A 19257-nucleotide genomic window follows, 5' to 3' on the forward strand; every position below is an offset into this window, starting at 1 on the left:
CCCGCCGTGGGCCGGGGACGGGGGCACGGTCGTCCTCCTCGCGCCCCACGAGAGGCCGGGCGGCCCGGACTCCGGTCCGTGTGGCGCTGCTGCTCGGCCCCTGTGGCGTTGCGCGGTGCCGAAGGGGGGTGGAAGGCTGGAGACGGACACCTGCTCGGGGGACTCCCGGGAACCAACCTGTTCGCGGGCAGCGACGCCGGTGTCCCCGGGTCCGCGCGCCCGCCGTCGAACACGGCGGCTCCGGTCCCGTCCGCACCCCCTGGAGGTACCCGTGGACAGCGCCGACGGATGGGGAGACGACGTCTACCAGCCCGACGGATCCGAGGTACAGGACGACGCGGGGCTGCTCGACGCCGAGGACACACTGGTCGCGGACGGTGTGAGTGACCCCCTGGACCGCGGCTGGTCCCCGCCCGATCGCCCGTGGGCGGTGGAGCACCGCGGGGTGACCGCCTCGGAACGCCGGGCGGGCGAGACCCTGGAGCAGCGCCTCGCCCTCGAGCTGCCCGACATCGCAGGATCCGACGGGGACGGCATCGGCGACTGCGAGGGCACCGACGGAGAACCCCTCGACAACGAGGTGGGCGCCCTCCGCTCCGGCCGTCTGGTGGCCCCGAACGAAGGCGCGCACGAGGACGAGGAGAGCGGGCTCGTCGCCACGGACATCGGCATCGACGGCGCCGCGGCCTCGGCGGAGGAGGCCGCGATGCACATCGTCGACGAGGAAGCCGTGTCCGATTGACCGGCACGCCTCCCGCTTCTTCCCCGAGGAGTCGCCATGCGACAGGACGAGCAGCCCGAATACCGCCCCGTGGTGTTCCGCGACCGTGCCGCCGGCTACGCCTTCCTCACACGCTCCACGGCCACGAGCGACCGGACGATCGACTGGGACGACGGCGAGACCTACCCCGTGGTGGACGTAGAGATCTCCTCGGAGAGCCACCCCTTCTACACGGGCGAGGCCCGCACGGTGGACTCCGAGGGCCGCATCGCCCGGTTCGAACGGCGTTTCGGAGACGGGGAGCAGGGATCCGGCGGGTCCGGCGCGGGAAGCGCCGGCTGACCGCGACGGGCACCCTGCCGTGAGCCACCGGCGCCGGTACGGCCGAGGACGGGCCGCGCGACGACGGACCGGCCCGGTAGCCGCCGGACTCAGATGAAGTTCAACGCGGCCGCGCAGCCCACGGCGCCCAGCACCATGAACACCGGCGTCAGCACCTTGATCTCGACCCAGCTGCCCGCGCGGAACCGCATCGCCTTGGGCGGGCCTATCGGGTACCAGCGCTTGCGGCCGACCGGGATGGGCCACAGGATCGGGCAGCCGGACACCGTCAGCGCGTCCCCGATGTCGTGCACCAGGGCGCCGAGGATGATCGGCAGGCCCAGCCACAGGTACTCCTGGCCCGGCGCCGTGAACAGCCAGTCCGAGCCGTTGCCCGGCTTGTCCAGGGTCTGCGCGAGGATCCAGGAACTCGTCGCGGCGAGCAGCCAGACCAGGACGTTGCTGCTCGAACCGCGGGCGGCCCGCCACAGCAGGCCCTCGATGGCGAGCACCATGTGCACGAAGAGGATGCCGAGGACCCCCCAGCGACCACAGGTGATCGCCAGCACCGCCGTGCCCGATCCGATCGCGACCGCCCACACCCAGGTGTGCGTCAGCGTGCGGTGACCGCCGCTGCGCCGGGGGTCGCCCGGCTTCCTGGTGCTCTTGTAGGCGGCGTAGGAGAGTTTGTCGACGATCTCGCACAGCCTTTTCGACACCGGTCCGAAGGCGTTCGAGATGGTGGCGGCCTTGTGGTCCAGGTCCGGGGCGAGAGCGGCGCCTGCGCAGATCAGGGCGCCGACGAGCAGGACCGGCCAGGGCATGGGATGGCCGGCCGCGGCGGCCGCCGCTCCGACACCGAGCCAGGCCGCGGCCCCCGACAGTGAGTGTGCTGGTCCCATCATGGCCGTTCCCTGCCCCATTTCTCTTGCGACGCTGTCCAGTTGCCCGTGCCCGCTGACGCGTCACCGGCGCCACAGCGTAACGGTCGTGATCTTCCGGTGAACATCCGATTCCCCCATCACGTGTATCGGCAGGCAAGATGGGGGCGTGACCCTTATCGATCAGCTGCCGCAGACCGCAGACCCCGACGCCCTCTACGAAGCCTTCGAGTCGTGGGCCGGGGAGCGCGGTCTCACCCTCTACCCCCACCAGGAGGAGGCGCTGATCGAGGTCGTCTCGGGTGCGAACGTGATCGTCTCGACGCCCACCGGCTCGGGCAAGAGCATGATCGCCGCGGGCGCGCACTTCGCCGCGCTCGCCCGGGACGAGGTCACCTTCTACACGGCGCCGATCAAGGCGCTCGTCTCGGAGAAGTTCTTCGAGCTGTGCAAGCTGTTCGGCACCGAGAACGTCGGCATGCTCACCGGCGACGCCTCGGTGAACGCCGACGCTCCCGTCATCTGCTGCACCGCCGAGGTCCTCGCGTCCATCGCCCTGCGGGACGGCAAGCACGCCGACGTCGGTCAGGTCGTCATGGACGAGTTCCACTTCTACGCCGAGGGCGACCGTGGCTGGGCCTGGCAGATTCCGATCCTGGAACTTCCCCAGGCGCAGTTCATCCTGATGTCGGCGACGCTCGGCGACGTCTCGATGTTCGAGAAGGACCTCACGCGCCGCACCGGCCGCCCCACCGCGGTGGTCCGCTCGGCGACCCGGCCCGTGCCGCTCTCGTACGAGTACGTGCTCACCCCCCTGACGGAGACCCTCACCGAGCTGCTCGCCACCAAGCAGGCTCCGGTCTACATCGTGCACTTCACCCAGGCGCAGGCCGTGGAGCGGGCGCAGGCGCTGATGAGCATCAACATGTGCTCGCGCGAGGAGAAGGACCAGATCGCCGAGCTCATCGGCAACTTCCGGTTCACCACCAAGTTCGGCCGCAACCTCTCCCGTTACGTACGTCATGGGATCGGTGTGCACCACGCAGGCATGCTGCCCAAGTACCGGCGGCTGGTGGAGAAGCTCGCCCAGGCCGGTCTCCTGAAGGTCATCTGCGGCACGGACACGCTCGGTGTCGGCGTCAACGTCCCCATTCGCACGGTGCTGTTCACCGCGCTGACGAAGTACGACGGGACGCGGGTGCGCACGCTGCGCGCCCGTGAGTTCCACCAGATCGCCGGCCGGGCCGGACGCGCGGGCTTCGACACGGCGGGCTACGTCGTCGCTCAGGCCCCTGAGCACGTCATCGAGAACGAGAAGTCCCTCGCCAAGGCGGGCGACGACCCGAAGAAGCGCCGCAAGGTGGTGCGCAAGAAGGCTCCCGAGGGCTTCGTGGGCTGGACGGACAACACCTTCGAGAAGCTGATCGCCTCCGATCCCGAGCCGCTGACCTCGCGTTTCCGTGTGACGCACACGATGCTGCTCTCGGTGATCGCACGGCCGGGCAACGCTTTCGAGGCGATGCGGCATCTGCTGGAGGACAACCACGAGCCGCGCAAGCAGCAGTTGCGGCACATCCGCCGGGCGATCGCGATCTACCGATCGCTGATCGACGGCGGCATCGTGGAGAAGCTCGACGAGCCCGACCCGACGGGCCGCATCGTGCGGCTGACCGTCGACCTCCAGCAGGACTTCGCGCTCAACCAGCCCCTGTCGACGTTCGCGCTCGCCGCCTTCGACCTGCTGGACCCCGACTCCCCGTCGTACGCCCTGGACATGGTGTCCGTGGTGGAGTCGACGCTGGACGAACCCCGGCAGATCCTCGCGGCGCAACAGAACAAGGCCCGTGGCGAGGCCGTGGCCGCGATGAAGTCCGACGGCGTCGAGTACGAGGAGCGCATGGAACGGCTCCAGGAAGTGTCGTACCCCAAGCCGCTGGAGGAACTGCTCTTCCACGCGTACAACACCTACCGCAAGAGCCACCCGTGGGTCGGCGACCACCCGTTGTCGCCGAAGTCCGTCATCCGTGACATGTACGAACGGGCCATGTCCTTCACGGAGTTCGTCTCCTTCTACGAGCTCGCCCGCACCGAGGGCATCGTCCTGCGCTACCTGGCCAGCGCCTACAAGGCCCTGGAGCACACCGTCCCGGACGACCTCAAGTCCGAGGACCTGGAGGACCTGATCGCCTGGCTGGGCGAGATGGTGCGACAGGTCGACTCCAGCCTGCTCGACGAGTGGGAACAGCTCGCCAACCCCGAGGTGATGACGGCCGAGGAGGCCCAGGAGAAGGCCGATCAGGTCAAGCCGGTCACCTCGAACGCCCGCGCCTTCCGTGTCCTCGTCCGCAACGCGATGTTCCGCAGGGTCGAGCTGGCCGCTCTGGACAACGTCGACGAACTCGGCGAGATGGACGGCGAATCCGGCTGGGACGCCGACGCGTGGGGCGAGGCGATGGACAAGTACTGGGACGAGTACGAGGACCTCGGCACCGGTCCCGACGCCCGCGGCCCCAAGCTGCTCTCGATCGTGGAGGAACCGCAGAACGGTCTGTGGCGCGTCCGGCAGACCTTCGCGGACCCGAACGGCGACCACGACTGGGGCATCAGCGCGGAGGTCGACCTCACGGCCTCGGACGCCGAGGGCCGTGCCGTCGTCAAGGTCACCGATGTCGGACAGCTGTGAGCACAGGAGAATCCCACCGATGACGAACCCAGCCGAGAGGCTCGTCGACCTGCTCGACCTGGAACAGATCGAGGTCAACATCTTCCGCGGACGCAGTCCGGAGGAGTCGCTGCAGCGAGTCTTCGGCGGCCAGGTGGCGGGCCAGGCACTGGTCGCCGCCGGCCGCACCACGGAGGGCGACCGGCCGGTGCACTCGCTGCACGCGTACTTCCTGCGTCCGGGCCGGCCGGGCGTCCCGATCGTGTACCAGGTCGAACGGGTGCGGGACGGGCGGTCGTTCACCACACGCCGCGTCACCGCCGTGCAGCAGGGCCGCACGATCTTCAATCTGACCGCCTCCTTTCACAAGCCCGAGGAAGGGAGCTTCGAGCACCAGCTGCCGCCGGCCCGCGAGGTGCCGGACCCCGAGTCCCTGCCGACGGTGACGCAGGAGATCAAGGAGCACCTGGGCGCTCTGCCGGAAACGCTGGAGCGCATGGCCCGGCGCCAGCCGTTCGACATCCGCTATGCGGACCGGCTGCGCTGGACGCCCGAGGAGATCAAGGACGCCGAGCCGCGCAGCGCCGTGTGGATGCGTGCCGTCGGGCCTCTGGGCGACGACCCGCTCGTGCACACCTGCGCGCTCACCTACGCCAGCGACATGACCCTCCTGGACGCCGTCCGCATCCCGGTGGAACCGCTGTGGGGCCGGCGCGGGTTCGACATGGCGTCGCTTGACCACGCGATGTGGTTCCACCGGCCGTTCCGCGCGGACGAGTGGTTCCTGTACGACCAGGAGTCACCGATCGCGACGGGTGGCCGCGGTCTGGCCCGCGGGCGCATCTACGACCTCGAAGGACGGCTGCTGGTATCGGTCGTGCAGGAGGGGCTGTTCAGGGCCCTGTAGCCGGACCCGTCCGGGCTTCTGCGGCACAGCCATGCGAGGAGCCTCCGCGACCGCGCGGACCCTGGCGGGGTGAGCGGGGCTTCCCCGGCGGCGAGGCGTTGTCGCACGGCGCGGGGAGCACCGGTCGGTGAGTGCCGGGCGGTCACCGGCGGGGCGTCCACTGCCGGGCGGGGCACAGGGCGCTCTTCCCTGGCTTCCAGAACGCTCTGCCCCAGGTCGGCCCTCAACCAGCCGATCTCGTCCGGGTCCTGCGCCGTCGTGATGCGTTCGGAGATCCGGGTGCCGGGTGAGTCCGGCGCGGCCCGTGAGACGGGCGCGGGGCGGAGGCGGTCGAGATGGGCGCGCTCGTAGGGGTCCTTGACGATCTCGGCCACATGGAGAGGATCGAGCAGGGAGGCCACAGCCGCGGCACGGGCCCAGGGATCCTCGGTCTGCCTCAGCAGGAACCCCAGGTGACGGCCACGCCAGTTGCGGGGACGAAGGTCGAGTCCCTCGCCGAGCTGGTCCCGGAGCCCTTCCGGTGTGCGGCCGCTCAGCAGCGGCGCGTTCTGCTCGTCGGCCGCGAACCGCCGTAGTTCCTCGGCGAGGTAGAGCCAGACGACCACCCTGTAACGGTTGAGGTAGAACTTGACCGGCACCACCACTCCCAGGCGGGCGAGGCGTGTGAACCGGGTGGTCGTCACGCCCACGAGGGCGGCGCCCTCCGTGGTGCCGACGGCCTTGACCCGTTCGCGCAGCACCTCGGGGAACCCGGTCTCGGCTCGTACCCGGTCGATCTCCGTGCGTGTGATCCGGCGTCCCCCGCCTCCCTCGTCGGGAACCGAGCGCACACAGCCGAGGTGCAGGGCCAGGTCGAACTCGCCCCGCCTGAGCTCCAGTTCTCGTGCGGCCCGGCTGAGCGAGACGGTGGCGGACTGTGCGGTGGTGGTCCCGGACATGACGGTCTCCCCTGTGGTCTGGGAGGCTCGCGCCGGTGTGCGCTCGCCTCGGGAAAAACCGTATCCGGCTTGTCGGACATCGTGGCGAGCCTGTGGAAAACCTCGACCGCGACGACGTTTCAGCAGGTCAGAAGTCTGACGCGGGCTTGCCTTCGGGTTGCCGCGCGTCCACGCGAAGGTGTTCGCCGACGCGGTTCACCAGCAGCGTCATCTCGTAGGCGACCTGGCCGATGTCCGCCTCCGCCCCGCTGAGGACGGACAGACAACTGCCTGTGCCGGCCGCCGTGACGAAGAGCACCGCGTCGTCGAACTCGACCATCGTCTGCCGCACCTGCCCGGCGCCGAAATGGCGGCCGGAGCCCTTGGCCAGGCTGTGCAGTCCCGACGACACCGCGGCCAGGTGTTCCGCGTCCTCGCGTCGGAGGCCCGTGCTCGCGCCCGTCACGAGCCCGTCGTTGGACAGCACCAGCGCGTGCCGAACGTGCTCGACGCGCTCGGTGAGGTCGTCCAGCAACCAGCCGAGTCCCGTGTTCTGTTCCATGATCCGGTCTCCCCGTGTGCCGTTCCCCCAGGCAGGAGGATTCGACCAGCAAGCCTTCCCCACTGCCGCCGTCCGGGCAAGGCGGATGGGTGGCATGGCAGAGAAGATGGCCGACGAGCGGGCGCGCCGACGCCGGGGAGGGCAGTCACGTACCTGTACCAGGGGGGGGGGCAGCCGTGCGCTGGTGCCGTGGCACCGAACGGTTCCGGCGCGCATGGCCGACGGTCTCAGCCGACCGATTCGAGCAGCCGGGCGGTGTGCACCCTCCCGGCGTACTCCACGAGCCGGATGAGCACTTCCTTCCCGGAGTCGCGGTCGCGGGCGTCGCAGAGGACGACCGGTGTGCCCCCGTCGAGATCGAGGGCGCGGGAGACGTCCTGGGTCCCGTACGTGCGAGCGCCCGGGAAGCAGTTGACGGCAACGACGAAGGGGATGCGGCGGTGCTCGAAGTAGTCCACCGCCGGAAAGCAGTCCTCGAGCCGCCGGGTGTCGGCGAGGACGACTGCGCCCAGAGCGCCCGTCGACAGTTCGTCCCACAGGAACCAGAAGCGGTCCTGCCCGGGTGTTCCGAAGAGATAGAGCGAGAGCCCGGACCGGATGGTGATGCGTCCGAAGTCCATGGCGACCGTGGTGGTGATCTTCCGGCCCACGCCGCCGGTGTCGTCGACGGAACGGCCGGCCTCGCTCAGGAGTTCCTCGGTGCGCAGCGGCCGGATCTCACTGACGGCGCCCACCAGGGTGGTCTTTCCGACGCCGAACCCGCCGGCGACCAGTATCTTCAGCGCCAGGGCGGTCGGGTCGCCGCTCATGTCGTCGGAGTTCTCGGAGACCATCGATCACTTCTCTCGGGAGTGCCGGCGCTCGTCGGCGTCGGTGCGTCTTCACGGGTGGGCCGGGCGTCGGTACGGGCGGATCTGGCCCGCGTACGCCTGGATCGAGCCCTGTGAACGGGCGGGTCAAGCCTGCGTAGGGGTGAGCGAAGCCAGCATCATGACAACTGCGGTCCGATCGGGCAGGGTTGGACCGCACATTGCCCTTAGCGACCGGAACGCGCCCGATCCACGTCCAGGAGTGAACGCCAAGAGTCCTGATACCGACCGATACGGATCATCTAGAGCGCCCGCAGCCCCTCGATCACCTCGCGGAGGATGCGCTCGTCGGGCAGGTGCGCAGGCGGTACCGGGCGGCTGACGATGACACAGCCGCGCTCCAGGAGATCGCCCAGAAGCACCCTGACCACACCCACGGGAAGCCCGGTGCCCGCGGCCAGCTCGGCGACCGACAGGGTCTCGGAACGGCACAGCTCGATCAGGGTCCGGTGCTCCGGGCCGAGCGAGCCGTCCTCACCGGCTCCCCGCGCCGCCCTGCCGGAGGTGACGAGGGCGATCAGATCGAAGTGCGTCCCGGCCGGACCGGCTTTGGTGCGACCGCCCGTCACGGCGTAGGGGCGGACGAGCGGGCCCGCCTCCTGGTCGTACCACTGGCCGCTGCCCGGCCTTGGCGGGGTATCCGGTACTTCCTCGGTCATCGGTGCGGGCCGTCCCCGGTCATCCTGCCGCGGGCGGCTGCGCGCCGACCCGGGGCGGGGCGTGGAGGTGCTCGCCGACACGCTTCACCAGCAGCGCCATCTCGTACGCCACGAGGCCGATGTCGGCGGTGACGGTGGTCAGGACGGCGAGGCACGAACCGTCCCCCGCCGCGGCCACGAACAAGAAGCCCTCGTCCATCTCCACCATCGTCTGGCGCACCCCGCCCGCGCCGAAGTGGCGGCCCGCCCCCTTGGCCAGACTGTGGAATCCGGAGGCGACTGCCGCGAGGTGCTCGGCGTCCTCGCGCCGCAGGGCCGTGGACGCGCCCACCGCCAGGCCGTCGTTCGACAGCACCACCGCGTGCCGTACCTCGGTCACGCGCAGCACCATGTCGTCCAGCAGCCAGTCGAGTTCGCCGGACCGCTGGACGCTGTCCGTGCTCGGGTCGTGGATCATGCGGGGTCTCCTTCGCTGCTGTCGCTGCCCGCTCCGGGGCCTGGGATTGCGCCGGTTCCGGGGAGCCGGCCGCCGCCGCGTGCCCAGCCGGCCCGGTACGCGGTCATGCGCGCCCGTACGAGTTCGGGTGTGCGCTCCTCGTCCGCCGACGGATCCGGGGCTTCGGCAGGTTCCTCGGAACGCTGTCCGCGCAGTTGGGGGGCGAGGTTCGCCTGGCGCACCCGGCGTGGAAGTCCGCCGGAGTCCGCGGAGCCCTCCTCGGGACGGTGCAGACGGAGCGGCGCGCCTTCCGGAAGCACGGTCCGCTTCGTGCCGTTCACCGGGGGCGGTGTTCCCGGTGATCCGTTCGTCCGCTCCTCGGGGGCCTTCGGCAGCGGTGGGACCAGCACGGGACGTTCGGTGACGGCCTGGACGGCGTCGGGCTCCGGGGCGACCGGCACGCGCGCGTACTCCCTCTCGGGCGGCCGGTCCGTGTCGGCCTGCTGGAGGGAACGTTCCATCGGGCCGTCCTGCAGCAGTGCCATGGGCAGCAGCACGACCGCGGTCGTGCCTCCGTAGGGAGAGGGCCGCAGGCGCACCTTGATGCCGTGCCGGGCCGAGAGCCGGCTGACCACGAAGAGGCCCAGCCGGTCGCTGTCGTAGAGGTCCAGGGCCTCGGACCGTTCGATGCGCAGATTGGCCTCGGCGATCCTCTCCTTGCCCATGCCGAGACCCCGGTCCTCGACCTCGATCGCGTAGCCGTTGGCGACCGGTTCGCCGGTGATCCGCACGCGGGTGTGCGGGGGCGAGAACTGGGCGGCGTTCTCGACGAGTTCCGCCAGGAGATGGGTGAGGTCGGCGACCGCTCCGCCCACCACGGCCGCTTCGGGGAGCTGTCGTACCTCCACGCGCGCGTAGTCCTCGATCTCGGAGACCGCCGCCCGGACCACGTTGGTGAGCGAGACGGGCTTTCGCCACGCCCGTCCGGGCGCGGCACCGGAGAGGATGATGAGGCTCTCCGCGTGACGCCGCATCCGCGTGGTGAGGTGGTCGAGTCGGAACAGGTCGCTCAGCTCGTCCGGGTCCTCGGACCTGCGCTCCATGGCGTCCAGGAGGTTCAGCTGGCGGTGCAGGAGTACCTGGCTGCGCCGGGCCAGGTTGACGAAGACTCCGGAGACGCCTCCGGCCAGCTCCGCGCGCTCGGCCGCGGCCCGCAGGGCGGCCCTGTGCACGGTGTTGAGCGCCTGGGCGACCTGTCCGGTCTCGTCCTCCGAAGGCCGTCCCGGCGGGGCCTCGTCGTCCACGTCCACCGGCTCGCCCGCGCGCAGTCTGCGCATGGCCTCGGGGAGTTTCCGGCGGGCGATGTCCAGGGCGCCGTCGCGCAGTCCCACGAGTTCGACGACGAGGTCGCGTCCGATGCGTACGGAGATGATCAGTGAGGCGACGACGGCGGCGAGGCCGAAGAGGACCGCGGCGCCGGCCGGGGTGAGCAGGGCGTGCCCGAGCGGGTCGGCCGCCTCCTCGGCACCACGGTCCGCGTCGGCCTCGATCGTTCGCATTCCGTCGCTCACACGCTCGTGGGCGATGCTCCAGGTGGCCTCCGGCGCGGCGTCGAGGGCCTTGGTCCCGGGCCGTGAGAGGAGCACACCGTCCTCGACGGCGCGCACGTCGTCGTACGCGCTCCCCTCCACGAGGTCGTTCCAGGCGGTTCGTTCGGGGCCGCCGAGGTCCGGCGTCGCGGCGTCCGTCAGGGTGCGGCGCGTGTCCACGGCACCCGTGAACAGCCGGAGCCGCTCGCCGTCGAGGGTTCCGGCGAGCCGGGCCCCGCCGAGCACGGCGTCCTCCTGCGCGAACGCCTCACCCGCCCGGGAGAGTTCGAGGAGGACACGGGTGTCCGTGTGCATGGCCGTGCCGGAGATTCCGGTGAGCGCGCCTTCGACGCCGAACGCCGTCGCGATGGTCCGAGTGTACTCGCCGTACGCCTCCTTCCATCCGGTACGGCGCTCCAGTACGCCGGTGCGCAGGGAACGCAGTCGCTCCGTGTCGGCGACGAAGGCGGCGAGGCGTCCGGTGACTCCCGCCGGCAGACCCGCGCCGTCGGCGACGGTGTTGCGCTCTCCCAGACGGAGCTTCGCCACGGCGCGGTCGGTGAGCCGGGAGAGATCCTCGAAGTCGCCCGACGGCACCGTGGCGGGGTCGGTCGCGTAGCGGACGGCTTCAGCCCGTTCGTCCTGGAGCGCGGCGACCGCGGCGTCGACGGGGACTCGGACCGTCGCGTCCACACGCTGCGACTGCCTCAGCCTCGCGACGTCCTGCGCCGTGCTCACGGTGGCGTAGGCCCACAGGGCGAGCAGGGAGACGATGGGCACCATCAGCAGGCTGACGATCTTGGCCCGGACGGTACGGGGCCGGATGCGCCAGCGTCCCACGCGCGTGGGCGCGTCGGGCGAGGGGCCGGTGAGGAGGTCGCCGATGTCCCCCTCGTCCGCCGGCGGGCCGGCGTGCGCACGGCGGCCGCGCCGCGGGGGCGGTGACTGGCCACCGGCTGTGGTGGTCCTGCGGGATGTACGCATGGCCTCCTCGATCGGAGAGGTTCGGGGCGTGGCGTCCGGGCCACGCGGCTCCGGTACCGGCGTCAGCGGGCGACGCCCCCGACCGGCCGCGTGAGCGACGCGGACGGTTCGGTTCGGCCGGACATCGGGGACAGCGCGACGAACGCGGCCGTCAGGAAGAGGTAGGAACCGAGTCCGACGGCGAGCGGGAAGATGAACTGCATCGCCGTGGCGCCCGGCAGCGCGTCACCCGAGGGGCTGACCCGTACGCCGACGGCCGCCATTCCGGTGTAGTGCATGCTGCTCACCGCACCGGCCATGACGAGGGAGGCGACGGCGACCGCCGCGGGAGACCTGATGGAGAGCGCGGCCCACAGGGCGGCGGTCGCGGCGATCACACTGATCACGACGGAGAGGGCGACGAGTGCCGGGTCGTAGTGCACCTGGCCGTGCAGCCTCAGGGCCGCCATGCCCAGGTAGTGCATGCTCGCGATGCCGAACCCGGCGGTGAGCCCGCCGAGGACGAGTGCGCGCCGCCGGTCGCGGCCGTAGCCGACGGCGAAGAGGCCGGCGCCGACGACGGTCATCGCGACCAGCAGGCTGAAGATCGTCAGAGGAACGTCGTAGCGGATCTCCGTTCCGGTGACACCGAAGCCCAGCATCGCCACGAAGTGCATCGTCCAGATGCCCGTACCGATCGCGGAGGCCGCCGTGAGGAGCCAGTTGCGGCGCGACCGTCCGGTGGCGTCGAGTCCGCGGACCGTGCAGCGCAGCCCCAGTGCGGAGCCTGTGCAGGCCATCGCGTACGACAGTACGGGGGTCAGCCAGCCGAAGGCGGCGTGGTCCAGGTGTCCCATGGCTCCGGGACGCTAGTGCGCGCTGGGGCGCACGACTGGGGCGCGTTTCGAAAGCTGCCGCAAAGTGGCGAGGAGGTGCCCCCGAGCGATCGCGGCAGGCTCGAACATGTGCACCGTGTCGTCCTTCGTGGCGGTGAGAGATCATGCGGTACATGAGTGACGACCACACACGCGTCCAGGAGTTCTTCGGCGCGCGCGCCGCCGACTGGGACAGCCGCTTCCCCGACGACGGGCCCGCCTACGCGGACGCGGTTGCGCGCATGCGGTTGCGCGCGGGTGACCGCGTGCTCGACGCGGGCTGCGGTACCGGGCGCGCCCTGCCCCCGTTGCGAGCGGCCGTGGGCGGTACCGGGGTGGTCGTCGGAGCCGATCTGACACCGGCCATGCTGGAGGCCGCGGTACGGGCCGGACGGGACCGCGAGGGGCGGTTGCTGCTGGCCGATGTCACCGCGCTGCCGCTGCGCACGGAGTCGCTGGACGCGGTGTTCGCGGCCGGGCTCGTCGCGCACCTGCCGGACCCGGCCGCGAATCTGGTGGAGTTGGCCCGGGTGGTACGACCTGGCGGCACGCTCGCCCTCTTCCACCCGATCGGCCGGGCCGCGCTCGCGGCCCGCCAGGGTCGGCAGATCACTCCGGACGACCTGCGTGCCGAGCACAACCTCGGCCCGTTGCTGGCCGGTTCGGGGTGGGACATGACCTCGTACGTGGACGAGGACGTCCGCTTCCTCGCCCTGGCCGTACGCCGATGACCGTCGGTCCTCACCGGGGACGACCGCCGGGTCTTCGCCGGGGGTGGGCCGGCCGGATCCGGCGATCGGCCGTCAGGCCGTGGCAGCGAGGGCCGCGGCGAACGCGTCGGGGTTGTCGAACGTGATGTTGTGTCCGGCGCCCGGCACGTTCACGACACGCACCCCTGCCGCTTCCAGGTCAGCGGCGCCCGGCAGTTCGCCGCTGAGCTCGCCCTGGAGGAACACCCGCTCCGCCGTCAGGTCCACGAGCATCTGACGCATCGTCGGGGTGGTGCCCCGGACGAGTCCCGTCGCCGAGCGGTGCAGGGCGCGCGGATCGGCGAGGCGCATGGTCGCGGCCCAGATGCCGCCGACCTTTTCGAGCACGCGCGCGTGACCGCCGTTCTCGACGTAGTCGTGCTCCTCGTAGGAGGCGATACCGCTGCTGCCCGCGGTGACCGGGGGCAGCGGATCGAGGTTGGCCTCCACGAGGACGAGCCGTGAGACGAGCTCGGGGCGGCGATGTGCGAGCACGACGGCGACGGAACCGCCCATGCTGTGTGCGACGAGCTCCGCCCCGGCGACGTGCGCCGCGTCCAGGGCCATCCCCAGAGCCGTGGCGTGGTCCTCCAGGGTGTAGCCGAAGTCTGCGGGCCGGTCGCTGATGCCGTGGCCGGGCAGGTCGACGAACAGGGTGCGGCGGCCCGCGAGTTCGGGCCGGGCCGCGATGTGGGCGTTGTAGACCGTCGAGGCCGACCCCAGACCGTGCACGTACACGCGCGCGGGTCCACGGCCGGCCGCCTCGGTCCAGCGGATCATGCTTCCCCTGCCGTCGAACTCCGCCTGCCGCAAAGCACTCTCCCCTGTCGCCGTTCCTTCGCTTCCCCCTGCCCGAAGAGCATACATCGGTTCCGATGTATGACTGGAACGATGTACAGCGCTGGTGCGACAGAATATGGACATGCTGGAGCTGGCCATCCTCGGATTCCTGTACGACGCCCCGCTGCACGGTTACGAGCTGCGCAAGCGCATCACCGCGCTGACGGGGCACGTGAAGCCGGTGGCGGAGAGCACTCTGTATCCCGCGATCAAGCGGCTGGAGGACGCACGGTTCCTGGAACGGACCACACAGCCCGGCTCCGCCGCCGCCCCCCGGCACGTTCTGACGCTCACCGAGGAGGGCGGACGCGAACTGCGCCGCAGGCTCGCGGAACCGTCGCGACGGGACATCACGGACGAGAACCGCTGGTTCGCGGTGCTCGCCTTCCTCAGGCATCTCCAGGACCCCGAGGCGCAGGCCGCCGTGCTGCGCCGCAGGCTCGCCTTCCTGGAGGAGCCCGCGAGCTTCTTCTACGACGGCGACCGGCCGCTGCGCGCCGAGGAGCTGGACGACCCCTTCCGGCGCGGCGTCCTGACCATCGCGCGGGCCACCAGCCAGGCCGAACTGACCTGGCTGCGGACCACCCTCGACTCGCTCGAAGCGGCCGGCCGCTGACACGAGATCCGACTTCACCGGGCCGCCCCTCTTCTGTCGCCGCAGCTCCATCTCTACGTTGAGTAGCAGCAGACGCACGATCGGCGATCACGCAGGGGATGGTGACCGGATGCCCGGCATATTCGGCAGGCTCCGCTCGATCGGACGCAGGACCACGGTCGAGGGACCCGGCGGACCCGCACGGGAGACGGCCCGGAAAGAGAGAAAGCGCACATACAACCTGTTCGAGGCGGCAGCGGTGTACGTGGCCGCGTGCGCGGAGGACGATCAGGAACAGATCGACGAAGCAGCCGCCTGGGTGTCGCCGGAGGCGCTGTCGTTCGGTGTCAACGAGCTGGCCTGCCGGGCCGTCGTCGCCCTTGCCCGCGAACGCGACGAGTCGCCGCAGGCGGTCGCCCGCACCCTGCTCGGACTGCCCGCCGCCTGACCGTGCGGGCCCGCGGGGGTGTTTCGCCCCCGTCCAGCCCGGTAGTTGCGGCTCCGCGCGGGTTTCGGGGCCGTGACAAGCGCCTTCCCGTCGCTTAGGGTGCGCCGACAGATGGAGCGATCGGGAGGCTGGAATGGCCGGGACGGACGAAGACGCCGTCGCCACCGGGGACGACGACGCGCTGTACGTACTGACGGCGGTGTTGCTGACACCGGCGAAGTTCCCCAGCGTGCTCGGTGACGACTACCCGGAGGCCTGCGCGGCGCTCGACCTCGTACCCCTCGCGGAGGGGTACGGGCTGGTGCTCGGCCAGGACGGACAGGGCGCGCGCTGGACCGTCGTCGTCGACGACGTCTCCCTGGTCGCCGTCGCCATCGCGTCCTGGGACTGCGGGATGGAGCACGAGCTGTCGCCGGACGAGCGGACGGTCGTCGCCGCGCTGCCCGGCTGGCCCCTCGAAGTCGCCGTCTCGGCCCCCGGGGTGCCCGCTCCACACGATCCGGCGGCCGAACTCACGGAGCGGCCTCCGCTCAGCCCGCCGGACACCACCGTCTGGGGACCGGCCCAGCGCCGCCTCGGCGCCGACGAGATCGCGCTCCAGTGGGCCATGTGGCGCGAGCAGATCGACGACAGCGAGTTCGCGCCGTCCGAGGAGGCCGACGGCGGCCCTGGCGACGCCGAGCCCGCTCAGGACCCTCAGGGCGAGGACGAGGAGAAGGCCAAGGAGGAGAAGGGCGTGAACCGCGCCGGGATCCGCCGCGTCCTCGCCGAGGCCCGCTCGTACGTGGACACGCCTCCCCCGCTGGGCCGCGTCCGGTCGTCCTTCGCCACGGGCGACGCCCGCACCCTGCGCGCCGACGGCCCCGGCTGGTCGCTGGTCGCAAGGACCGACGACATCGCCTTCGTCCTGCTCGACGAGGAACCCGGCGAGGTCATGCCCGTCGGGCGCGGGCCGGAGCTGCCCGGCCTCCTGGAAGCCCTGGACAAGATGGCGGTCCGCCCCAGCTGACCGGGACCGCGTCACAAGGAATCCCGGTGACGCGGCCCGACCGGTCCACTGCGTCCGTCGCGTCGGTTCCTCCGGCTCTCACCGGCCACGGTGAGCGGAGGGGGACCGCCGACGGGCGGACCGCTGCCGGGAGGTCGCTCCTCAGCGGCCGAGCTCCTTGCGGGTGACACGGCGCAGCCTGCGCCGCTGTGAGGGGTCCAGCGCCAGATACGCGGCCGCCGGAACTCCCAGCACGATCAGGAAGGCGGCCCACCAGGGCAGCCAGATCCACAGAATCAGGCCGACCGCCACACCTCCTGCGGCGATCTTCGCGTTCTTCGACATGTGTCGCCTCCTCCGCGGCTGCTGCCGCTCTCTGTCCTGAGAACGGCTCCCCGCGTCCCACGGTTCCGGACCACGACCCTGATACGTCCCTGACGCGTGCCCCCTGCTCAACCCTGAGAACGTCCTCGCCACGACCGGAGAAGACCCACCGAGGAAAACCCGATGACCGCCTGACGCACGGCGTTCACCCGCACGTCGCAAACCGTTCGGCGTCGGGGCCAACTCTGGCCGCTGTCGAAGAACTTGTGCCTCAGGAGGCCTGATGTCCCCGCATGTCGCCGGCAAGCAGCACATCCACCGGTCCGTCGCCCTGGGCGTGCCGCTCGCCGTGCTGGCCGCCTTCGTGACGGCCGGCACCGCGGACGCGACGTCCGGACCGGTGCAGCCGCGCGTGACGCACACCGCAACACTCGGGGACATCCCGCTCGGCACGTTCAGCAACGGACTGCTGCCCGGCACGGTGGACGACGACCGTGGTGTCGATCTCGGCGGCATCGGCAGCGACATCTACCCTGCCGGACGCAAGGGCGAGTTCTGGACGGTCACCGACCGGGGGCCCAACGGCCAGATCAAGGTGGACGGCACGAAGCGCCGGACGTTCCCGGTCCCGGGCTTCGACCCGGCGATCGTGAAGATCCGGGTATGCGGTGACACCGTGAAGGTGATCGACTCGATCCCGCTCACCACATCGTCCGGCAAGCCGGTCACCGGACTGTCCAACCAGGCGGGACGCGACGAGGCGCCGTACTCCTACAACGCCCGGACCCCCCTCCCGTACAACGCGAACGGCCTGGACACCGAGGGGGTCGTGCGGACCAAGGACGGCTCGTTCTGGCTCGTCGACGAGTACGGTCCGTCGCTGGTCCACGTCTCCGCGCGCGGGAAGGTCCTCACGCGCTACGTTCCCGAGGGTCTCGAGCTGACCGGTGCGGACTATCCGGTCGTCGAGGCGCTGCCCGGCATCCTGCTCCACCGCAAGACCAACCGCGGCCTCGAAGGGCTCGCCCAGCTCTCCGACGGTGATCTGGTGATGGCACTGCAGAGCCCCCTCCCGCTGCCCGACGCGGACGCGGGCGACGCCTCGCGCACCACGCGGCTACTGCGCTTCTCCCCGAGGAAGCAGGCGGTGACCGCCGAGTACGCGTACCGCTTCGACGCGGTCGGTGTGGTCGACCCGAGCGAGGACGACACGTCCGAGCTGAAGATCTCCTCCGTGGTGGCCGTCGGCGGCGACCGCCTGCTCGTGGAGGAGCGCACCGACAAGGCGGCCCGTCTGCAGTCGGTGCGGCTCACGCGAAGCGCGAACATCCTCGGCGGCCCCTACGACAGTGACACCACGTCGCCCTCGCTGGAGCAGCTGGACGACCCCGCGTCGGCCGGCGTCCCGGTGCTGGCGAAGCGTCTGGTCGTAGACCTGGGTACCGTCACGGGAGTGCCCGGCAAGATCGAGGGTGTCGCGCTGGTGGACCACCACACCCTCGCCCTCATCAACGACAACGACTTCGGGATGACCGACGGGACGGGTGCCTTCGACGCGCAGGGCCGGCTCGTGGACAGCGGTGTCGAGACGACCGTCACCTACGCGCGGCTGCCGCGCGGCATCTGATCCCGGAAGCAGACTTCAACGGGGTACGCGTGCGTGGACGACGGACGGCGGCCACGCACGCGTACCGCTCATCTCAGCGGCGCGGTGAGCTTGTGGGTGCCCTTGCCGACGTCCGCGGCCAGGCTGCACGCGACCTTGTCGATGCCGGTCTCGTAGCTCCCGGTGTCCGGGTACTGCACGAGTGTCTCCCGCACCGTGCCGGCCGCCTGGCTCGCCGCTTTCCGCTCCAGCGGAGCCTTGCACAGCGCGGAGGCGGCCTTCCTGAGGGCCGCCTCCGTCGTGTAGGTGCCGTCGAGCTCGGAGACCTTCACGACCTCGGCGTCGTGAGGCTGGGTGCACTCGCGTCTGGCGGCCTGTCCGGGCAGGGCGTCGTCCGTGTCGAAACAATCGCCCTTCCGGAGCAGGTAGTAGGGCACCTCGTCGTCCGCGAGGGACGGGAAGAGGGAACGCAGGTCACTGGGTGCCAGCCCGGTGGGCAGGTCCGAGGGGAACGACGGCACGGCACTGGGCAGGCTCGTGGGAAGCAACGGGAAGCCGGACGGGAGACCGGGCGAGGAACCCGGGGACCGACCGGTGCTCTCGGTGGGGGACTTCTTCCCTCCGCCCCCACCGCCCATGACCGCCACGGCCACGGCGGCGATGACGCCGACCGCGACGATCACCGTGATGACGACGAGCAGGCTGTTGCGCCGCCGTCCTCCGCGGTGACCACCGGGACCGGAGGGAAACCCGGGCGGGGGCCCGGACGGGGGAGGCGGCGGCCGTCCCCCGCCGCTCCGTCCGGGAGGCACACCGTCTCCTTGCGCCGGCGAGCCGTAGTCACCGGAAGGAGGGCCGAAACCGTCCGGTGGAGGGCCGAAACCACCGGACGGCGGGGGGCCGTAGCCACCCGACGACGGGGGGCCGTAGCCGCCGGTCGGCGGAGGACCGTAGCCACCCGACGACGGAGGGCCGTAGCTCCCCGAACTCGGGCCCCTGGCGTCACCCTCCGGTGAGTACGCGTCTCCCTGCGACCGTGGGGGCCGAGGCGGTTCGGGCGGGAAGGCCATACCGTCAAGAGTCGCCTCGAATCCGGTCATCGCGCGACCCCTGTGCGGAAGTTGATACGGACTCATGCCATGGATCGCATGATTCCGGGAACGTCCGCGGGCGGATCGGCCGCGGCGGCGGGGGGCCGGCCCCGCCGGCGGCGGGGGCCGGGGGGGCGGCGGCCCGGCCCCCCCCGCCCGCCCCCCCGCGGGGGGCGGCGCCCGGGGCCCAACCCGGCGAGAAAAATAAAACAAGTGCATGGGGCGCGCCCCCCCCCCCCCACAAAAAGAAAAAA

20 protein-coding genes are annotated in these 19257 nt (G+C 71.2%); 9 read left to right on the forward strand and 11 right to left on the reverse strand.

What is annotated here, in order from left to right; all coding sequences use genetic code 11:
- Positions 1 to 271: 271 nt before the first annotated feature.
- Together ACFW6B_RS22095 and ACFW6B_RS22100 are read left to right on the forward strand one after the other, a co-directional pair.
- Positions 272 to 742 (forward strand): DUF5709 domain-containing protein, encoded by a 471-nt coding sequence (locus ACFW6B_RS22095; RefSeq protein WP_386598196.1) that lies wholly within the window; start codon positions 272 to 274, stop codon positions 740 to 742.
- 36 nt (positions 743 to 778) lie between these two features.
- Positions 779 to 1063 carry a type B 50S ribosomal protein L31 gene (locus tag ACFW6B_RS22100; protein ID WP_386598197.1) on the forward strand — a complete coding sequence of 95 codons (285 nt, stop codon included), beginning with the start codon at positions 779 to 781 and terminating at the stop codon, positions 1061 to 1063.
- An 89-nt stretch (positions 1064 to 1152) separates the two neighbouring features.
- On the opposite strand, the gene ACFW6B_RS22105 is transcribed toward ACFW6B_RS22100, so the two are convergent.
- Positions 1153 to 1947 carry a metal-dependent hydrolase gene (locus ACFW6B_RS22105; RefSeq protein ID WP_386598198.1) on the reverse strand — a complete coding sequence of 265 codons (795 nt, stop codon included), beginning with the start codon at positions 1945 to 1947 and terminating at the stop codon, positions 1153 to 1155.
- 145 nt (positions 1948 to 2092) lie between these two features.
- Between ACFW6B_RS22105 and ACFW6B_RS22110 the strand changes: the two genes are divergently transcribed.
- Together ACFW6B_RS22110 and ACFW6B_RS22115 are read left to right on the forward strand one after the other, a co-directional pair.
- Complete coding sequence (locus tag ACFW6B_RS22110) at positions 2093 to 4606, forward strand: DEAD/DEAH box helicase (protein ID WP_386598199.1); 2514 nt, start codon at positions 2093 to 2095, stop codon at positions 4604 to 4606.
- A 19-nt stretch (positions 4607 to 4625) separates the two neighbouring features.
- Positions 4626 to 5492 (forward strand): acyl-CoA thioesterase, encoded by an 867-nt coding sequence (locus ACFW6B_RS22115; protein ID WP_386598200.1) that lies wholly within the window; start codon positions 4626 to 4628, stop codon positions 5490 to 5492.
- Here ACFW6B_RS22115 and ACFW6B_RS22120 read toward each other — a convergent pair.
- From ACFW6B_RS22120 to ACFW6B_RS22150, 7 genes are all read right to left on the reverse strand, one after another.
- Entirely contained in the window at positions 5429 to 6430 is a 1002-nt protein-coding gene (locus tag ACFW6B_RS22120) for a DUF6397 family protein (RefSeq protein ID WP_386598201.1), read from the reverse strand. The genes ACFW6B_RS22115 and ACFW6B_RS22120 overlap by 64 nt on opposite strands.
- A 127-nt stretch (positions 6431 to 6557) precedes the next feature.
- Positions 6558 to 6971: a roadblock/LC7 domain-containing protein gene (locus ACFW6B_RS22125; protein WP_382786874.1), complete on the reverse strand. Its 414-nt coding sequence runs from the start codon at positions 6969 to 6971 to the stop codon at positions 6558 to 6560.
- A 227-nt stretch (positions 6972 to 7198) separates the two neighbouring features.
- Positions 7199 to 7804: an ATP/GTP-binding protein gene (locus ACFW6B_RS22130; RefSeq protein ID WP_386598202.1), complete on the reverse strand. Its 606-nt coding sequence runs from the start codon at positions 7802 to 7804 to the stop codon at positions 7199 to 7201.
- Positions 7805 to 8082: 278 nt separating this feature from the next.
- Positions 8083 to 8499 (reverse strand): DUF742 domain-containing protein, encoded by a 417-nt coding sequence (locus ACFW6B_RS22135; RefSeq protein WP_386598204.1) that lies wholly within the window; start codon positions 8497 to 8499, stop codon positions 8083 to 8085.
- A gap of 19 nt (positions 8500 to 8518) precedes the next feature.
- Positions 8519 to 8956, reverse strand: a complete 438-nt coding sequence (locus tag ACFW6B_RS22140) for a roadblock/LC7 domain-containing protein (protein ID WP_386598205.1) — start codon at positions 8954 to 8956, stop codon at positions 8519 to 8521.
- Positions 8953 to 11508: a nitrate- and nitrite sensing domain-containing protein gene (locus tag ACFW6B_RS22145; RefSeq protein WP_386598206.1), complete on the reverse strand. Its 2556-nt coding sequence runs from the start codon at positions 11506 to 11508 to the stop codon at positions 8953 to 8955. Before ACFW6B_RS22145 ends, ACFW6B_RS22140 begins: the two co-directional genes overlap by 4 nt.
- Positions 11509 to 11570: 62 nt before the next feature.
- The gene (locus ACFW6B_RS22150; RefSeq protein ID WP_386598207.1) at positions 11571 to 12344 is read right to left on the reverse strand and encodes an MHYT domain-containing protein; all 774 of its coding nucleotides are present in this window, start codon (positions 12342 to 12344) and stop codon (positions 11571 to 11573) included.
- Positions 12345 to 12496: 152 nt separating this feature from the next.
- Here ACFW6B_RS22150 and ACFW6B_RS22155 point away from each other — a divergent pair, with 152 nt between their 5' ends.
- A complete protein-coding gene (locus ACFW6B_RS22155; protein WP_386598209.1) occupies positions 12497 to 13093 on the forward strand; it encodes a class I SAM-dependent methyltransferase in 597 nt (198 codons plus the stop codon).
- A 72-nt stretch (positions 13094 to 13165) separates the two neighbouring features.
- On the opposite strand, the gene ACFW6B_RS22160 is transcribed toward ACFW6B_RS22155, so the two are convergent.
- Entirely contained in the window at positions 13166 to 13924 is a 759-nt protein-coding gene (locus tag ACFW6B_RS22160; RefSeq protein WP_386598210.1) for an alpha/beta fold hydrolase, read from the reverse strand.
- Positions 13925 to 14033: 109 nt separating this feature from the next.
- Between ACFW6B_RS22160 and ACFW6B_RS22165 the strand changes: the two genes are divergently transcribed.
- The 3 genes from ACFW6B_RS22165 to ACFW6B_RS22175 all read left to right on the forward strand — a co-directional run bounded on the left by ACFW6B_RS22165 (position 14034) and on the right by ACFW6B_RS22175 (position 16003).
- The gene (locus ACFW6B_RS22165) at positions 14034 to 14567 is read left to right on the forward strand and encodes a PadR family transcriptional regulator (RefSeq protein WP_386598211.1); all 534 of its coding nucleotides are present in this window, start codon (positions 14034 to 14036) and stop codon (positions 14565 to 14567) included.
- Positions 14568 to 14676: 109 nt separating this feature from the next.
- Complete coding sequence (locus tag ACFW6B_RS22170) at positions 14677 to 14994, forward strand: hypothetical protein (RefSeq protein ID WP_386598212.1); 318 nt, start codon at positions 14677 to 14679, stop codon at positions 14992 to 14994.
- Between the two features lie 133 nt (positions 14995 to 15127).
- Entirely contained in the window at positions 15128 to 16003 is an 876-nt protein-coding gene (locus ACFW6B_RS22175; protein ID WP_386598213.1) for a hypothetical protein, read from the forward strand.
- Positions 16004 to 16144: 141 nt separating this feature from the next.
- Here ACFW6B_RS22175 and ACFW6B_RS22180 read toward each other — a convergent pair whose 3' ends face one another.
- Positions 16145 to 16327, reverse strand: a complete 183-nt coding sequence (locus tag ACFW6B_RS22180) for a hypothetical protein (RefSeq protein ID WP_103553378.1) — start codon at positions 16325 to 16327, stop codon at positions 16145 to 16147.
- A gap of 262 nt (positions 16328 to 16589) precedes the next feature.
- Between ACFW6B_RS22180 and ACFW6B_RS22185 the strand changes: the two genes are divergently transcribed.
- Positions 16590 to 17933, forward strand: coding sequence for an esterase-like activity of phytase family protein (locus ACFW6B_RS22185; RefSeq protein WP_386598215.1), 1344 nt, complete (start codon positions 16590 to 16592; stop codon positions 17931 to 17933).
- A 68-nt stretch (positions 17934 to 18001) separates the two neighbouring features.
- Here ACFW6B_RS22185 and ACFW6B_RS22190 read toward each other — a convergent pair whose 3' ends face one another.
- On the reverse strand, positions 18002 to 18724 hold the full coding sequence (locus tag ACFW6B_RS22190) for a hypothetical protein (RefSeq protein WP_386598216.1): 723 nt from the start codon (positions 18722 to 18724) through the stop codon (positions 18002 to 18004).
- Between the last annotated feature and the right edge of the window lie 533 nt (positions 18725 to 19257).

The organism is Streptomyces sp. NPDC058751 (genome assembly GCF_042746485.1).
In the GTDB taxonomy this organism is placed as follows: domain Bacteria; phylum Actinomycetota; class Actinomycetes; order Streptomycetales; family Streptomycetaceae; genus Streptomyces.

Excerpts from the sequence above, each read along its gene's own strand:
- ACFW6B_RS22100 (WP_386598197.1), top strand. The coding sequence starts at position 779 with ATGCGACAGGACGAGCAGCCCGAATACCGCCCCGTGGTGTTCCGCGAC.
- ACFW6B_RS22105 (WP_386598198.1), bottom strand. The coding sequence starts at position 1,947 with ATGATGGGACCAGCACACTCACTGTCGGGGGCCGCGGCCTGGCTCGGT.
- ACFW6B_RS22115 (WP_386598200.1), top strand. The coding sequence starts at position 4,626 with ATGACGAACCCAGCCGAGAGGCTCGTCGACCTGCTCGACCTGGAACAG.
- ACFW6B_RS22120 (WP_386598201.1), bottom strand. The coding sequence starts at position 6,430 with ATGTCCGGGACCACCACCGCACAGTCCGCCACCGTCTCGCTCAGCCGG.
- ACFW6B_RS22125 (WP_382786874.1), bottom strand. The coding sequence starts at position 6,971 with ATGGAACAGAACACGGGACTCGGCTGGTTGCTGGACGACCTCACCGAG.
- ACFW6B_RS22130 (WP_386598202.1), bottom strand. The coding sequence starts at position 7,804 with ATGGTCTCCGAGAACTCCGACGACATGAGCGGCGACCCGACCGCCCTG.
- ACFW6B_RS22135 (WP_386598204.1), bottom strand. The coding sequence starts at position 8,499 with ATGACCGAGGAAGTACCGGATACCCCGCCAAGGCCGGGCAGCGGCCAG.
- ACFW6B_RS22140 (WP_386598205.1), bottom strand. The coding sequence starts at position 8,956 with ATGATCCACGACCCGAGCACGGACAGCGTCCAGCGGTCCGGCGAACTC.
- ACFW6B_RS22145 (WP_386598206.1), bottom strand. The coding sequence starts at position 11,508 with ATGCGTACATCCCGCAGGACCACCACAGCCGGTGGCCAGTCACCGCCC.
- ACFW6B_RS22150 (WP_386598207.1), bottom strand. The coding sequence starts at position 12,344 with ATGGGACACCTGGACCACGCCGCCTTCGGCTGGCTGACCCCCGTACTG.
- ACFW6B_RS22155 (WP_386598209.1), top strand. The coding sequence starts at position 12,497 with ATGAGTGACGACCACACACGCGTCCAGGAGTTCTTCGGCGCGCGCGCC.
- ACFW6B_RS22165 (WP_386598211.1), top strand. The coding sequence starts at position 14,034 with ATGCTGGAGCTGGCCATCCTCGGATTCCTGTACGACGCCCCGCTGCAC.
- ACFW6B_RS22170 (WP_386598212.1), top strand. The coding sequence starts at position 14,677 with ATGCCCGGCATATTCGGCAGGCTCCGCTCGATCGGACGCAGGACCACG.
- ACFW6B_RS22175 (WP_386598213.1), top strand. The coding sequence starts at position 15,128 with ATGGCCGGGACGGACGAAGACGCCGTCGCCACCGGGGACGACGACGCG.
- ACFW6B_RS22180 (WP_103553378.1), bottom strand. The coding sequence starts at position 16,327 with ATGTCGAAGAACGCGAAGATCGCCGCAGGAGGTGTGGCGGTCGGCCTG.
- ACFW6B_RS22185 (WP_386598215.1), top strand. The coding sequence starts at position 16,590 with ATGTCCCCGCATGTCGCCGGCAAGCAGCACATCCACCGGTCCGTCGCC.